Here is a 13,762-nt window from a genome sequence, read left to right as displayed (position 1 = left end):
ATATTGTTCAGGTCTAGCAAGAGACAAGGGGCAGCGCAATCAAGCCGCCGCCCCTTGAAGGAATTTATCAAAAAAGGGCAGCCCGCCGGGAGCGGCCCCGTGGCATCACCGCGGCAGCAGGGTCTCGCCCATCAGTGCCTCATCGATGGCGCGCGCCGCCTGGCGTCCCTCGCGGATCGCCCAGACCACCAGCGACTGGCCGCGGCGCACGTCGCCCGCCGTCCAGAACTTGTCGACCGAGGTCTTGTAGTCGCTGTCGCTGGCAACGACGTTGACCGAGCCGCGGCTGTCGGTATTGAGCGTCAGCCGGCCTTCGAGATCGGCCAGAACGCCGCTCTTGAACGGTCCCCTGAAGCCGATCGCGATAAAGGCGAGATCGGCCTTGATGACGAATTCCGTGCCGGGAATCGGCTTGCGCTTCTCGTCCACATGGCAGCACTTCACGCCGGTGAGCACGCCATCCTCGCCGACAAATTCCAGCGTCGCGACCTGGAACTCGCGCACAGCGCCTTCCGCCTGCGAGGACGAGGTGCGCATCTTGGTGGCCCAGAACGGCCAGACGGCGAGCTTGTCTTCCTTTTCCGGCGGCTGCGGGCGGATGTCGAGCTGGGTGACCTTGACGGCGCCCTGGCGGAAGGCCGTGCCGACGCAGTCCGACGCCGTGTCGCCGCCGCCGACGACGACGACATGCTTGCCGCCGGCGAGGATAGGCTCGGACGGCCAGCCGGTGCTGTCGATATTCTCGCGGCCGACGCGGCGGTTCTGCTGCACCAGGAAGGGCATCGCGTCGTGCACGCCATGCAGATCGCCGCCGCCGATGCCGGAAGCGCGCGGCGTTTCCGAGCCGCCGCAGTAGAGCACGGCGTCGTAATCGGCAAGAAGCTGGTCGACCGTCACATCGACGCCGACATTGACGCCGCAGTGAAACTCCACGCCCTCGCCGCGCATCTGCTCGACGCGGCGATCGATGAAGTTCTTCTCCATCTTGAAATCGGGAATGCCATAACGCAGCAGGCCGCCGGGCTTGGATTCGCGCTCATAGAGGTGAACCTCATGGCCGGCGCGGCCAAGCTGCTGGGCGGCCGACATGCCGGCCGGACCGGAGCCGATGACCGCCACCTTCTTGCCGGTCTTCACCGTTGCCGGCTGCGGCACGATATAGCCCAGCTCATAGGCCTTGTCGGCAATCGCCTGCTCGACCGTCTTGATCGCGACCGGGATATCCTCGAGGTTCAGCGTGCAGGCTTCCTCGCAGGGCGCGGGGCAGACGCGGCCGGTGAATTCCGGGAAATTATTGGTCGAATGGAGGTTGGCAATCGCCTCTTTCCAGTTGCCGTTATAGACGAGGTCGTTCCAGTCCGGGATCTGGTTATGGATCGGACAGCCGGTCGGGCCATGGCAATAGGGAATGCCGCAGTCCATGCAGCGGGCCGCCTGCTTCTGCACCTCGGGGTCCGACATCGGGATCGTGAATTCGCGGAAATGACGGATCCGATCGGAGGCCGGCTGATACTTGGCGACCTGCCGGTCGATTTCCATGAAACCTGTAACTTTACCCATGATTTTCCCTGAATTACTCGATGACGACCGCAGTGCCGGAAACCGATACCATCAGCATGGTTCCGCGATCGGAGGTAATGTTTTCATAGTCGAGATCGACCCCGATGACGGCATTGGCGCCAAGCCGTTCCGCCTGATGTTCCATTTCCGCATAGGCGGTCTCGCGCGCCTCGCGCAGCGAGGCTTCATAGGCCGCCGAACGCCCGCCGACGATATCGCGGATACCGGCCATGAAATCGCGGAAGATATTGGTGCCGAGAATGGTCTCGCCGGTGACGATGCCTTTATAGGCCACGATTTTGTGACCTTCGAGCATATTCGTGGTGGAAATCAGCATTGCGACACCTCAGTTACCAAATGCCCGATCGGGCGGCTCAATCGTCTTCCAGTTCCCAGTTCTCGACCTTGAGGCCGGGAACCCGCGTGTATTCTCTTTCGTTCGCCGTCACCACCACCGTATCGAGCGCAAGCGCGTGGGCGGCGATCAGCATGTCCATCTGGCCGATCGGCGTGCCGGCCCTTTCAAGCGCCAGCCGAAGCTCGGCATATTTCCACTCTGCCGGGCTTTCCCATGGCAGGATATCCAGACTGCCAACCAGCGTCTCGACATCCCGCTTGAGCCGCTCGGAGCCCCGTCTCAGATAACCGAACCGAAGCTCGGCCACCACGACGATACTGGTGCATAGCGCGCCCGCATCTTCCTCGAACAATCTCCGACCGACCGGTCCGGCCGGAAATTTCAGCGCATGCGATATCGCGTTTGTATCCAGCAGATACTTCAAAGATCGACGTCCCGCGGCGGCAGGTCTTCGATCTCTGGCAACCATTCATCTTCCGGCAGTGGCGGTTGAGCACGAAGCCATTCAATAACCTCCCGTGGCGTCATCTTCTTCTTTACCGGCTCGATCGTGATCAGGCCGCTCTCTTCCTGTCTGATGATGACCTCGTCGCCTTCCAGCTCGAACTCGCTTGGAATTCGCACGGCGCGGCTGCGGCCGTTCATGAAAATACGGGACTTTCTTTCCTTGGTGATACGGTTGGACATTTCAGCCTCCACACCTGTGATATGACATCGGCATATCACAGGCATTTCGCAGCAACAATCACTCCGCCGCCACGCCCATGCGCATGCGCTCCATCTCTTCCAGAGCGCGGCGATATTCGACAGGCATGACCTTGCGGAACATCGGGCGGTAATGCGCCCAGTCGTCCAGGATCGCCTTGGCGCGAGCCGAGCCGGTGTAGAGCAGGTGGTTGGTGATCAGCCGCACGAGGCGCTCCTCGTCATGGCGGGTCATGTCGCCGGAAACGTCGACGCGGCCCTTGTGCATGATGTCGCCGCCATGATGGTGCAGCTTTTCGAGCATGTCGTCTTCTTCAGGCACCGGCTCCAGCATGACCATGGCCATGTTGCAGCGGTCGGCAAAGCCGCCGTCCTCATCGAGCACATAGGCGACGCCGCCCGACATGCCGGCCGCGAAGTTGCGGCCCGTCTGGCCGAGCACGACGACGATGCCGCCGGTCATGTATTCGCAGCCATGGTCGCCGACGCCCTCGACGACGGCGGCGGCACCCGAGTTGCGCACGGCAAACCGCTCGCCGGCCACGCCGTGGAAATAGCATTCGCCCGAGGTCGCGCCGTAAAGCACGGTATTGCCGACGATGATCGATTCCTCCGGCACGATCGGCGTGTTTTCCGGCGGACGGATAATGATCTTGCCGCCCGAAAGCCCCTTGCCGACATAGTCGTTGCCGTCGCCGACGAGATCAAAGGTCACGCCGTTTGCGAGGAACGCGCCGAAGGACTGGCCGGCCGTGCCCGTCAGCTTGACCGTGATCGTGTCTTCCTTCAGGCCCTTCTCGTTCCAGCGCTTGGCGACCTCGCCCGAAAGCATCGCGCCGGCGGAGCGGTCGACGTTCTTGATCTCGGTCTCGATCGTGACCTTTTCCTTGTTCTCCAGCGCGGGCATCGCTTCCGCGATCAGCTTGCGGTCGAGAATATCGTCGATCGGGTGCTTCTGGCGCTCGGTCCAGTAGGTCGCTTCCTTGGGCGCATCGACCTTGTGGAAGATCCTCGAGAAATCGAGACCCTTCGACTTCCAGTGCGCGATCGCCTCGTCCTTGTCGAGATATTCGACAGCGCCGATGACGTCGTTGAGGCTGGTGAAGCCGAGTTCGGCGAGCAGCTCGCGCAGCTCTTCGGCCACGAAGAAGAAGTAGTTGACGACGTGTTCCGGCGCGCCCTTGAAGCGCTTGCGCAGAACCGGATCCTGGGTAGCAACGCCCACCGGGCAGGTGTTGAGGTGGCACTTGCGCATCATGATACAGCCGGCCGCAATCAGCGGCGCGGTGGAGAAGCCGAATTCATCGGCCCCCAGCATCGCGCCGATCAGCACGTCGCGGCCGGTCTTCAGCCCGCCATCGACCTGCAGCGCGATGCGCGAGCGAAGCCCGTTCAGCACCAGCGTCTGCTGGGTTTCGGCAAGGCCGATTTCCCAGGGGCTGCCGGCATGCTTCAGCGAGGTAAGCGGCGACGCGCCGGTCCCGCCGTCGAAGCCCGAAACGGTGATGTGGTCGGCGCGCGCCTTGGCAACGCCGGCTGCAACCGTGCCGACGCCCACTTCCGACACCAGCTTGACCGAGACATCAGACGTCGGATTGACGTTCTTCAGGTCGTAGATCAGCTGCGCCAGATCCTCGATCGAATAGATATCGTGGTGCGGCGGCGGCGAAATCAGGCCGACGCCCGGCGTCGAGTGGCGGGTCTTGGCGATGGTCGCGTCGACCTTGTGGCCGGGCAGCTGGCCGCCCTCGCCGGGCTTGGCGCCCTGCGCCACCTTGATCTGCAGCATATCGGCATTGACAAGATATTCGGCGGTGACGCCGAACCGGCCGGACGCGATCTGCTTGATCGCCGAACGCTCACGCGGATAGGAGCCATCGGGAAGCTTCAGATAGCGGTCGCTCTCCTCGCCGCCCTCGCCGGTGTTCGACTTGCCGCCGATCTGGTTCATGGCAATCGCGAGTGTGGTGTGGGCCTCGCGCGAGATCGAGCCGAACGACATCGCGCCGGTCGAGAACCGCTTCACGATTTCCGAAGCCGGCTCGACATTTTCAAGCGGCACCGGCTTGCGGCCGATCTCGCTGGCATTCTTGATGCGGAACAGGCCGCGGATCGTGTTCATGCGCAGCGCGGTGGCGTTTTCCATCTTCGCGAAGGCATCGTAGCGGTCGCGCGCATTGCCGCGCACGGCGTGCTGCAACTCGGCCACCGCATCCGGCGTCCAGGCATGGGCCTCGCCGCGCATGCGGTAGGCATATTCGCCGCCGATATCGAGCGTGGAAGCCAGCACCGGATCCTTGCCGAAGGCGGAGCCGTGACGCGCGACGGTTTCTTCCGCCACCTCGGTCAGGCCAACGCCCTCGATCATCGAGGCGGTCCCGAAGAAGAATTTCTCCACGAATTCCGAAGACAGGCCGATCGCATCGAAGATCTGCGCGCCGCAATAGGACTGATAGGTCGAAATGCCCATCTTCGACATGACCTTGAGCATGCCCTTGCCGACCGCCTTGATGAAGCGATAGACCACCTCGCCGGCATCGACCTCCTGCGGGAACAGGCCCTTGGCATGCATGTCGGCGAGCGTGTCGAAGGCGAGATAGGGGTTGATCGCCTCCGCGCCGTAACCGGCAAGACAGCAGAAATGATGGATTTCGCGCGGTTCGCCCGATTCCACCACGAGGCCGACGGAGGTGCGAAGCCCCTTGCGGATCAGGTGGTGATGGACGGCGGCGGTCGCCAAGAGCGCCGGGATCGCGATCCGGTCCGGGCCAATCTGGCGGTCGGAGAGCACGATGATGTTGTAGCCTCCGCGCACGGCAGCTTCAGCGCGCTCGCACAGCCGGTCGATCATCGCCGGCATGCCTTCGGCGCCCTGTTCGACTCCGTAGGTGATGTCGAGGGTCTTCGTGTCGAAACGGTCCTCGGTATGGCCGATGGAGCGGATCTTTTCGAGATCGCCATTGGTCAGGATCGGCTGGCGCACTTCCAGGCGCTTTTCACGCGAAGCGCCCTCATGATCGAGGATGTTCGGACGCGGGCCGATGAACGAGACCAGGCTCATCACCAGTTCCTCGCGAATCGGATCGATCGGCGGGTTGGTGACCTGGGCGAAGTTCTGCTTGAAATAGGTGTAGAGCAGCTTCGACTTGTCCGACATCGCCGAAATCGGCGTATCGGTGCCCATCGAGCCGATCGCTTCCTGGCCGGTGGTCGCCATCGGCGACATCAGGATCTTGGTGTCTTCCTGGGTGTAGCCGAAGGCCTGCTGGCGATCGAGCAGCGACACGTCGCGGCGCAGCGCCCGCGGCTCGACCGGGTTCAGGTCCTCAAGGATCAACTGGGTGCGGCCGAGCCAGTCCTGATAGGGGTGCATGCCGGCGAGCTCGGACTTGATCTCTTCGTCGGAGATGATCCGGCCCTTTTCCATGTCGATCAACAGCATCTTGCCGGGCTGGAGGCGCCACTTGGCAACGATGTTTTCCTCTTCCACCGGCAACACGCCCGCTTCCGAGGCCATGATGATCCGGTCATCCTTGGTGATCAGATAACGCGCCGGACGCAGGCCGTTGCGGTCGAGCGTCGCGCCGATCTGGCGGCCGTCGGTAAACGCGACGGCGGCGGGGCCGTCCCACGGCTCCATCAGCGAGGCGTGGTATTCGTAGAATGCCTTGCGCTCCGGGCTCATCGACATGTTGCCGGCCCAGGCTTCCGGGATCAGCATCATCACGGCATGCGCCATGGAATAGCCGCCCTGCACCAGGAATTCGAGCGCATTGTCGAAACAGGCGGTATCCGACTGGCCCTCATAGGAGATCGGCCACAGCTTGGTGATATCGTCGCCGAACAGCGGCGAGGACACCGAGGCCTGACGGGCCGCCATCCAGTTCACATTGCCGCGCAGCGTGTTGATCTCGCCGTTATGGGCGACCATGCGATAGGGATGCGACAGCTTCCAGGACGGGAAGGTGTTGGTCGAAAACCGCTGGTGGACGAGGGCGACGGCCGATTCGAAGCGCGGATCGGCAAGATCCTTGTAATAGGCGCCGACCTGATAGGCAAGGAACATACCCTTGTAGACGATGGTCGAGGACGACATCGACACGGCATAGAAATCCTCGGTCGCCTCCGGGCTTTCGGAGAAGATCGTGTTGGAGATCACCTTGCGCAGCACGAACAGGCGGCGTTCGAATTCCTGCTGCGAATGGGCGCGCTGGCCGGCGCCGATGAAGACCTGCAGGTGATAGGGTTCGGTGGCGGCGATATCGGGCGCCTTCGACAGCGAGGAATTGTCGACCGGCACTTCGCGGAAGCCGAGGAAGGTCTGCCCCTCATCGACGATCACCTTTTCGATGATCGCCTTGTAATGGGCAATCCGGGCCTCGTCGCGCGGCAGGAAGAAATAGCCGACGGCATACTCGCCGACCTTCGGCAGGGTCACGCCCTGCTCTGCCATCTCCTCGCGGAAGAATCGGTCGGGGATCTGCATCAGCATGCCCGCGCCATCGCCCATCAGCGGATCGGCGCCGACAGCGCCGCGATGGGTGAGGTTTTCCAGGATGAACAGGCCGTCGCGCACGATCTGGTGCGACTTCTCGCCCTTCATATGGGCGATGAAGCCGACGCCGCAGGCATCGTGTTCGTTGCGGGGATCGTAAAGACCCTGACGTTTGGGGCGACGACCGGTAGCTGCTTTGGCTTCGGTCGCCACGGAGGCAAGCTCAGTGACCGGTGCACCATCAAGCGCTATGGGCGTCATCTTCGTCATTCAAGATCTCCTAAAATCCTGCCGGATGCAGGCGAAGCCGGGGCACACAGGCGAGCCGGGACGATCGTCCCTCTCCGGCCTGCCATCAATTTCACTTAAGTCCGAAGCGGAAACCATGAACAACCGTCATGGAAAACCGACCGGCCGTGTCCTGACTGATAAGACGCGGAAGCTTCCCGTCGTCCGAAAAGGCCATTATAGACCCAAAGCGGTATGACGTCAGCCCCTCGGCGGCAATCGTGCCAGACACAAAAATAGGACAGCATAACTGTCCTATCTGCACTTCATGCCAGAAACAACATAAACTGGCAAGCAAAATCACACCGCAGCGCCCTGAGAGGCGAGCGAAAATTACCGAAAGCCCCGGGCCTGCGCAATAAAGTTACCTAATCGGACGGGCATTCGTAATTCGTGAAAGAAAGAGGCCATTTTCGGGCAGATTCCACGCCTTGCGCCAGCATTCGCGCAATCTTTCCGCCGACCTTCCCACACGCAGCTTTTTCGGTGGCCGCCCTTTACAAAGCCCGCCCTCTGCCCCGATATCCGCAGCATCACGAGATTTGAGGTTTTTCCGCCATGTTCTTTGCTTCCGACAACTGGTCCGGCGCCCACCCCGCAATCGGCGCGGCGCTCACGCGCGAGCAGACCGGCTACGCCAATGCCTATGGCACCAGCGCGCTCGACCGCAAGATCGAGGCGAAGTTCAACGAAGTGTTCGAGCGCGAGGTCGCGGTGTTCTTCGTCGGCACCGGCACGGCGGCGAATTCCCTGGCGCTCTCCTCCGTCGGTCGGCCGGGCGGCGTGGTGTTCTGCCACAAGGATGCCCACATCGCCAATGACGAGGGCGGCGCGCCGGAATATTTCACCGGCGGCGGCAGGCTTGCCACGGTGTCCGGCGAAAACGGCAGAATGAGCCCGGCGGCGCTCCGGCGCATGATCGGCCGCTTCCCTGCCGATTTCATCCATCACGGCCAGCCGATGGCGGTATCACTGACCCAGTCCACCGAGGTCGGCACGGTCTATGCGCTGGACGAGATCGACGCGATCACCGCCGAGGCGAAGGCCCACGGCCTGCCTGTCCACATGGACGGCGCGCGTTTTGCCAATGCGCTGGCCGCCCTTGACGCATCGCCCGCCGAGATGACCTGGAAGCGCGGCGTCGACATTCTCTCCTTCGGCGGCACCAAGAATGGCTGCTGGTGCGCCGAGGCGATCGTGTTCATGAACCCCGATCAGGCGCGCGACATGCCGTTCATCCGCAAGCGCGCAGCCCACCTGTTTTCCAAGACCCGGTTCATCTCCGCCCAGTTCGATGCCTATCTCGAAGATGGGCTCTGGCTCGAGCTCGCCAGCCATTCCAACGCCATGGCCGAGCGGATGCGCCAGGCCTTCCGCGCGGCCAAGACCGCCCGGCTTGCCTGGGAGACCGCCACCAACGAGGTGTTCATCATCCTGCCCGAGGAAGCGGCGGAGGCCGCCCGCAAGGCCGGCGCCCAGTTCCACAACTGGCCGACGCCCGCCGACCAGCCGGACCTGATCGGCGAAGGCGAGGCCCTGATCCGCTGCGTCACCAGTTTCTCGACCGAGGAACAGGAAATCGACAGGTTCGTGTCGTTCCTGTAATCGTTTCCCCGCCGCTCACGCCCTCATCACGGACCGGTCATCCGTCGTGACGAATGAATGACGCGCCATTGATTTCCAGTTGAAGCCTCTCTTTGCCACACTTCATCACGCAAGGCCGACCTTGCTTACAACCGATGAAGAGGAGAGCTTCATGTCCAATACCAGAAAGATCAGCGCCGCCACGCTTGCCGGTGCTCTTGCCGTTGCCGCAGGCGCCATCGCCACCACGACCCCGGCCCAGGCTGCCAATGTCAAATGCTATGGCGTCGCCATGGCCGGCCAGAACGATTGCGCCGCTGGCCCCGGCACCACCTGCGCCGGCACCTCCAAGGTCGATTACCAGGGCAATGCCTGGAAATATGTCGAAGAAGGCACCTGCACCGAGATGATGCTGCCCGGCGACCGCATGGGCTCGCTGGACGCGCTCGACCGCGACCTGCCGGCCATGTGAGCCCCGCCGCCGGCGCACCCCCGCGCCGGCGGTATTGTTCCCGGAGGCGACGATGAACGAGCTATCCAGAAAATTCGAAAGCCACGGCGCCATTCCCGCCCGCGCCGGCGCCGGCTTCAAGACCGCCCATGCCGATGCCATTCTCGATGACGCCTATCGCGTCGGGTTTCTGGAGGTGCATGCGGAAAACTACATGGGCGAAGGCGGCCACCCGCATCGTGTCCTCACCCGCATGCGCGCCGATTTTCCGCTGTCGGTCCACGGCGTCGGCATGTCGATCGGCGCCCCTGGCGGGCTCGATCCGGCGCATCTTGCCCGGCTGAAGCAAGTGGTGGAGCGCTACGAGCCTGGCCTCGTGTCCGAGCATCTCGCATGGTCCACCCATGAGAGCGCCTATTACAACGATCTACTGCCGCTGCCCTATACCGAGGAAACGCTGGCGCTGGTCGCCGATCATGTCGATGCGGTCCAGACCGCCATCGGGCGGAAGATCCTGCTCGAAAATCCCTCCACCTATGTCGCCTTTGCCGAAAGCGCGATCCCCGAGACCGAATTCCTCGGCGAGATCGCCCGGCGCAGCGGCTGCGGCCTGCTGCTCGACGTCAATAATGTGCACGTCTCGGCCATCAATAACGGTTACGACGCCATAAGCTATCTGAAGGCCTATCCGCTGGAGCGGGTTGGCGAGATCCATCTCGCCGGTCATGCCGAGGACAGCGACGACAACGGCGCGCCCCTTCTGATCGACGCTCATGACCGGCCGGTCGCCCATGCCGTCTGGGGGCTTTATGAATTTGTTCTGAAACAGGCCGGCCCGCTGCCGACGCTGATCGAGTGGGACAATGACGTGCCCGACTGGCCGGTGCTGAAGCGCGAGGCGATGATCGCTGACGCAATGCTCGCCGACCATGCCGGCCGTTCCCTGCTGGGGGCCCGCCATGGCTGAGCCGGCAAAGACGCAAGCCACGGCGAACGGTTTTCCGGCGTTTGCCGCAAGCCTGATACGGCCCGACGCCGCTGTTCCCGACGGCGTGGTAAACCCGTTCGGCGGGCGGGCCGACAAACGCTACGCGGTCTACCGCAACAATGTGGCGATGAGCCTGAAAGGGGCACTTGGCGACATCTTTCCTGTGACGCGGCAAGTCGCCGGCCCGCGCTTCTTCGATGCGATGGCGCTGGAATTTCTGTCGGAAAACCCGCCACGCTCGCCGATTCTTGCCGAATATGGCCGCGACTTCCCGGATTTCGTGGCGGATTTCGAACCCGCCCGACGCCTGTTCTTCCTGCCTGACCTTGCAAGGCTGGAGCGAGCCTGGCTCGATGCCTATCACGCCGCCGACCGCCCGCCGATTGCGCCCGAAACGCTTCTGTCGCGCGCGCCGGAGGCGTTGATGGCGACGCGGCTTTCGCCCCATCCCGCCGCCCGGCTTCTGGAGCTCGGCTCGGCCGCAACCAGCATCTTTCTAAAGACAAAGGCCGGAGAAAGCCTCAAGGGCCTCGATCCCGCCCCTGCCGAAACCGCCTTGATCACCCGCCCGCATTACGATGTCGCCGTCCATCGCATAACGACCGGTGACGCCGCCTTCCTGAGAGCGCTGCTTGACGGTGAGCCGATCGATGAAGCCGCCGAGCGCGCAGATGCGGCCGATGACGGCTTCGATCTCTCGTCAGCCTTTACACTGGCGCTCACCACCGGCGCATTCGCCGCGATAAGCCCGGAGGATGCCCTTTGACGAACCTTCCCCATCGCCTTTGCCGGCTTTACAGCGGCACCGCCAAAGCCCTCGAGCGGGCCCTGGCCTTCTGGCTGCCCGGACTGCTCGCCCGCTTCGTCTTTGCCGCCACGCTCTGGTTCTATTTCCTGAATTCGGCGCTGACCAAGGTCGGGCCCGGCCTTGCCGGCTTCTTCATGGTGCGCGACAGCGCCTATTACCAGATCGCGCTGCCCGCCGTGGAGGCCGCCGGCGGCGACATTTCCCAGGTGCCGTTCCTCTGGCATCTGGTGGTCTATCTCGGAACCTATGCCGAATTTCTGCTGCCTCTGATGGTGGTGCTCGGACTGCTGACGAGGCTCGCAGCGCTTGGCATGGCGATCTTCATCGCCGTCCAGACCGTGGTGGACGTCACCGTCCATCAGGTCGGGCCCGAGACCATCGGCGCGCTGTTCGACCGCTTCCCGGATGCCGTTATCCTCGACCAGCGCCTGTTATGGCTGTTTCCGCTCGCCTATCTGGTGATCCACGGGTCGGGCCTGATTTCCGTGGACGGCTTGGCGGGCCGCGTCCTTTGCAGGCGATAGACACAAAAACGGCGCCCCTCGTGTGAGGAGCGCCGCCCGTTCATCTCAACCGCGCTGATCAGGCGGCGGTTTTCTCACTGTTCTTGCCGACATCGGCAGAGATCATCCTGGTCTGGTCGCCATCGCGGGTTTCGATCGCGATCCGGCGCGGCTTCATGGCTTCGGGGATGTTGCGCAGAAGCTCCACGTGCAGGATGCCGTTCTTCAGGCTTGCGCCGCGCACTTCCATGTGGTCGGCGAGCTGGAACCGGCGTTCGAAGGCGCGCTTGGCAATGCCGCGATAGAGATATTCGCGACCGTCATTGGCTTCTTCCTCGGCCTTTTCGCCACGCACCGTCAGCACGTTGGCATGGGCTTCGATCGAAAGCTCGTTTTCGCCGAAACCGGCGACGGCCATGGTGATCTGGTAGTTGTTCTCACCGGTGCGCTCAATATTGTAGGGCGGATAGGTGGGGGCCTGTTCGGGCTGTCCTACGGTATCGAGCAGGTTGAAAAGCCTGTCAAAACCGACAGTGGAACGATAAAGGGGCGAAAAATCGACGTTACGCATGTTGTCCTCCTTTGAGCGACGAGTTTGCGATGAATTCCCTGCAATCCCGAAACCGGCGGTTGCGGAGAACGGTTACGGACCCGAGCTTCGGCGTCCGACGCGATTTATCTGGGATTTTGCAGATATTATTTCAAGAGTTTCGCCACCCGCAAACGTCACTCAACTCCAAACACGCTATCCGCGATTGCAGAGAACGCCAACTCGCCTTATGGATGAACGGGAAATGAATGCCGTATTGCAGCTCCGTTCAGGGGAAATGGGGCATTCGTTTCCTCGCCGGGAACTACGGCGCACCCGTCCCGGCACCGTTGTCGCTCTTGACCCAGCGGCGGCGGGGAACCTTGGCCGGAACCGAGCCGCTTTTACCCCTGTTCAAGCGGATGGTTCCGGTCCTTTTTTTCGGTAATTCCGCAATCAGGGCCGGCAATTCAGGCGTTGAGCACCGCAAGCGCCGCCGCGTGCAGCGCCGGCGTTGCCGCGGCAACGATGTCCCCGCCATCTTCCGCCCGACCGCCTTCAACCGTCGTGACCACGCCGCCCGCCTGCTCGATGATCGGGATCAGGGCGCCGATGTCATAAGGCTTGAGGTCGCTTTCCACCACCAGATCGACAAAACCCGCCGCCAGAAGGCAATAGGCATAACAATCCGTGCCGTAGCGGGCGAGACGCACGCGCGCCTCGAGCCGGTCATAGCCTGCCTGAAGGTGGTCGGCGATGATGCGCGGCGAGGTGGTGAACATCACCGCGTCTTCAAGCGCCTCGCATCGCCGCGTCTTCAGAATACGCGGCCCGCCCGGACCGGCATAATGGCTCTGCCCGCCATCGGCGAAATAGCGCTCGCCGGTAAAGGGCTGGTCCATCAGGCCCATCAGCGCCCGGCCATTACGATAGAAGCCTACCAGCGTTCCCCAAACCGGCACGCCGGAGATAAAGGCCCGCGTACCATCGATCGGATCGATGACCCAGACATGTTCACGCTCCAGCCCCTCCGCGCCATGTTCCTCGCCGAGAATGCCGTGATCCGGATAGTGTTCGCCGATCAGCGACCGGATCGCCTGCTCGGCCGCCCGGTCGCCTTCGGTGACCGGATCGAAACCGCCGGCCAGCTTGTTGTCGACATCGAGCCCGGAGCGAAACCGCGGCAGGGTTTCGGCGGCGGCGGCGGCGGCAAGCGTCTCGAAGAATTTGCGGTCGGGCAGCATGTCATGTCCTTCGGTTCGGTATTGGTCTTTATTCGCGCGTATCGCCCGAATTCGCGCGTCCCGCCACAGTCTGATGGAAAGAAAATGGATATGGATCGGGAAAACGGCTTTGCCGGGAAGAAAACCCGCGTAAAAAATAGGCTCTACGCGTAAAAATTAGACATTGGTCGATGATGCGCAAATATCAGGCAAATTTGCTTGACAGTCATCAACCCGTCATCTAAGGTTCAATTACAGTCTTTCGACTGT

12 protein-coding genes are annotated in these 13,762 nt (G+C 62.6%); 5 read left to right on the top strand and 7 right to left on the bottom strand.

Annotated elements, in window-relative coordinates; all coding sequences use genetic code 11:
• Window positions 1-105 precede the first annotated feature (105 nt).
• Genes V6765_RS16280 through gltB form a run of 5 tightly spaced genes read right to left on the bottom strand, consistent with a single transcriptional unit; the run spans window position 106 to window position 7,388 of the window.
• Window positions 106-1,560: a glutamate synthase subunit beta gene (locus V6765_RS16280; RefSeq protein WP_448430610.1), complete on the bottom strand. Its 1,455-nt coding sequence runs from the start codon at window positions 1,558-1,560 to the stop codon at window positions 106-108.
• A 13-nt stretch (window positions 1,561-1,573) separates the two neighbouring features.
• Entirely contained in the window at window positions 1,574-1,897 is a 324-nt protein-coding gene (locus V6765_RS16275; protein ID WP_448430608.1) for a heavy metal-binding domain-containing protein, read from the bottom strand.
• Window positions 1,898-1,934: 37 nt separating this feature from the next.
• A complete protein-coding gene (locus V6765_RS16270; RefSeq protein ID WP_448430606.1) occupies window positions 1,935-2,342 on the bottom strand; it encodes a PIN domain-containing protein in 408 nt (135 codons plus the stop codon).
• Window positions 2,339-2,605: an antitoxin gene (locus V6765_RS16265; protein ID WP_448430604.1), complete on the bottom strand. Its 267-nt coding sequence runs from the start codon at window positions 2,603-2,605 to the stop codon at window positions 2,339-2,341. The genes V6765_RS16270 and V6765_RS16265 overlap by 4 nt, the downstream gene beginning before the upstream one ends.
• Before the next feature lie 58 nt (window positions 2,606-2,663).
• Window positions 2,664-7,388 carry a glutamate synthase large subunit gene (gltB, locus tag V6765_RS16260; protein ID WP_448430602.1) on the bottom strand — a complete coding sequence of 1,575 codons (4,725 nt, stop codon included), beginning with the start codon at window positions 7,386-7,388 and terminating at the stop codon, window positions 2,664-2,666.
• Between the two features lie 576 nt (window positions 7,389-7,964).
• On the opposite strand from gltB, the gene V6765_RS16255 reads away from it, so the two are divergent.
• The 5 genes from V6765_RS16255 (at window position 7,965) to V6765_RS16235 (ending at window position 11,761) form a co-directional block, all read left to right on the top strand.
• The gene (locus V6765_RS16255) at window positions 7,965-9,011 is read left to right on the top strand and encodes a threonine aldolase family protein (protein WP_448430600.1); all 1,047 of its coding nucleotides are present in this window, start codon (window positions 7,965-7,967) and stop codon (window positions 9,009-9,011) included.
• Between the two features lie 151 nt (window positions 9,012-9,162).
• Window positions 9,163-9,462 carry a BufA1 family periplasmic bufferin-type metallophore gene (locus V6765_RS16250; RefSeq protein ID WP_448430598.1) on the top strand — a complete coding sequence of 100 codons (300 nt, stop codon included), beginning with the start codon at window positions 9,163-9,165 and terminating at the stop codon, window positions 9,460-9,462.
• A 52-nt stretch (window positions 9,463-9,514) separates the two neighbouring features.
• On the top strand, window positions 9,515-10,408 hold the full coding sequence (bufB, locus tag V6765_RS16245) for an MNIO family bufferin maturase (protein ID WP_448430596.1): 894 nt from the start codon (window positions 9,515-9,517) through the stop codon (window positions 10,406-10,408).
• Window positions 10,401-11,195, top strand: coding sequence for an HvfC/BufC family peptide modification chaperone (locus V6765_RS16240; RefSeq protein WP_448430594.1), 795 nt, complete (start codon window positions 10,401-10,403; stop codon window positions 11,193-11,195). Before bufB ends, V6765_RS16240 begins: the two co-directional genes overlap by 8 nt.
• Window positions 11,192-11,761 (top strand): DoxX family protein, encoded by a 570-nt coding sequence (locus V6765_RS16235; protein WP_448430592.1) that lies wholly within the window; start codon window positions 11,192-11,194, stop codon window positions 11,759-11,761. The genes V6765_RS16240 and V6765_RS16235 overlap by 4 nt, the downstream gene beginning before the upstream one ends.
• 58 nt (window positions 11,762-11,819) lie before the next feature.
• On the opposite strand, the gene V6765_RS16230 is transcribed toward V6765_RS16235, so the two are convergent.
• Together V6765_RS16230 and hisN are read right to left on the bottom strand one after the other, a co-directional pair.
• Window positions 11,820-12,311, bottom strand: a complete 492-nt coding sequence (locus tag V6765_RS16230; RefSeq protein WP_448430590.1) for an Hsp20 family protein — start codon at window positions 12,309-12,311, stop codon at window positions 11,820-11,822.
• A 428-nt stretch (window positions 12,312-12,739) separates the two neighbouring features.
• A complete protein-coding gene (gene hisN / locus V6765_RS16225; RefSeq protein ID WP_448430588.1) occupies window positions 12,740-13,513 on the bottom strand; it encodes a histidinol-phosphatase in 774 nt (257 codons plus the stop codon).
• Window positions 13,514-13,762: the final 249 nt, after the last annotated feature.

It is taken from the genome of Martelella sp. FOR1707 (genome assembly GCF_053484265.1).
The sequence above is the reverse complement of the archived record's forward strand: the minus strand, read 5'-3'. Positions and strand labels throughout refer to the sequence as shown.

Excerpts from the sequence above, each read along its gene's own strand:
- V6765_RS16280 (WP_448430610.1), bottom strand. The coding sequence starts at position 1,560 with ATGGGTAAAGTTACAGGTTTCATGGAAATCGACCGGCAGGTCGCCAAG.
- V6765_RS16275 (WP_448430608.1), bottom strand. The coding sequence starts at position 1,897 with ATGCTGATTTCCACCACGAATATGCTCGAAGGTCACAAAATCGTGGCC.
- V6765_RS16265 (WP_448430604.1), bottom strand. The coding sequence starts at position 2,605 with ATGTCCAACCGTATCACCAAGGAAAGAAAGTCCCGTATTTTCATGAAC.
- gltB (WP_448430602.1), bottom strand. The coding sequence starts at position 7,388 with ATGACGAAGATGACGCCCATAGCGCTTGATGGTGCACCGGTCACTGAG.
- V6765_RS16255 (WP_448430600.1), top strand. The coding sequence starts at position 7,965 with ATGTTCTTTGCTTCCGACAACTGGTCCGGCGCCCACCCCGCAATCGGC.
- V6765_RS16250 (WP_448430598.1), top strand. The coding sequence starts at position 9,163 with ATGTCCAATACCAGAAAGATCAGCGCCGCCACGCTTGCCGGTGCTCTT.
- bufB (WP_448430596.1), top strand. The coding sequence starts at position 9,515 with ATGAACGAGCTATCCAGAAAATTCGAAAGCCACGGCGCCATTCCCGCC.
- V6765_RS16240 (WP_448430594.1), top strand. The coding sequence starts at position 10,401 with ATGGCTGAGCCGGCAAAGACGCAAGCCACGGCGAACGGTTTTCCGGCG.
- V6765_RS16230 (WP_448430590.1), bottom strand. The coding sequence starts at position 12,311 with ATGCGTAACGTCGATTTTTCGCCCCTTTATCGTTCCACTGTCGGTTTT.
- hisN (WP_448430588.1), bottom strand. The coding sequence starts at position 13,513 with ATGCTGCCCGACCGCAAATTCTTCGAGACGCTTGCCGCCGCCGCCGCC.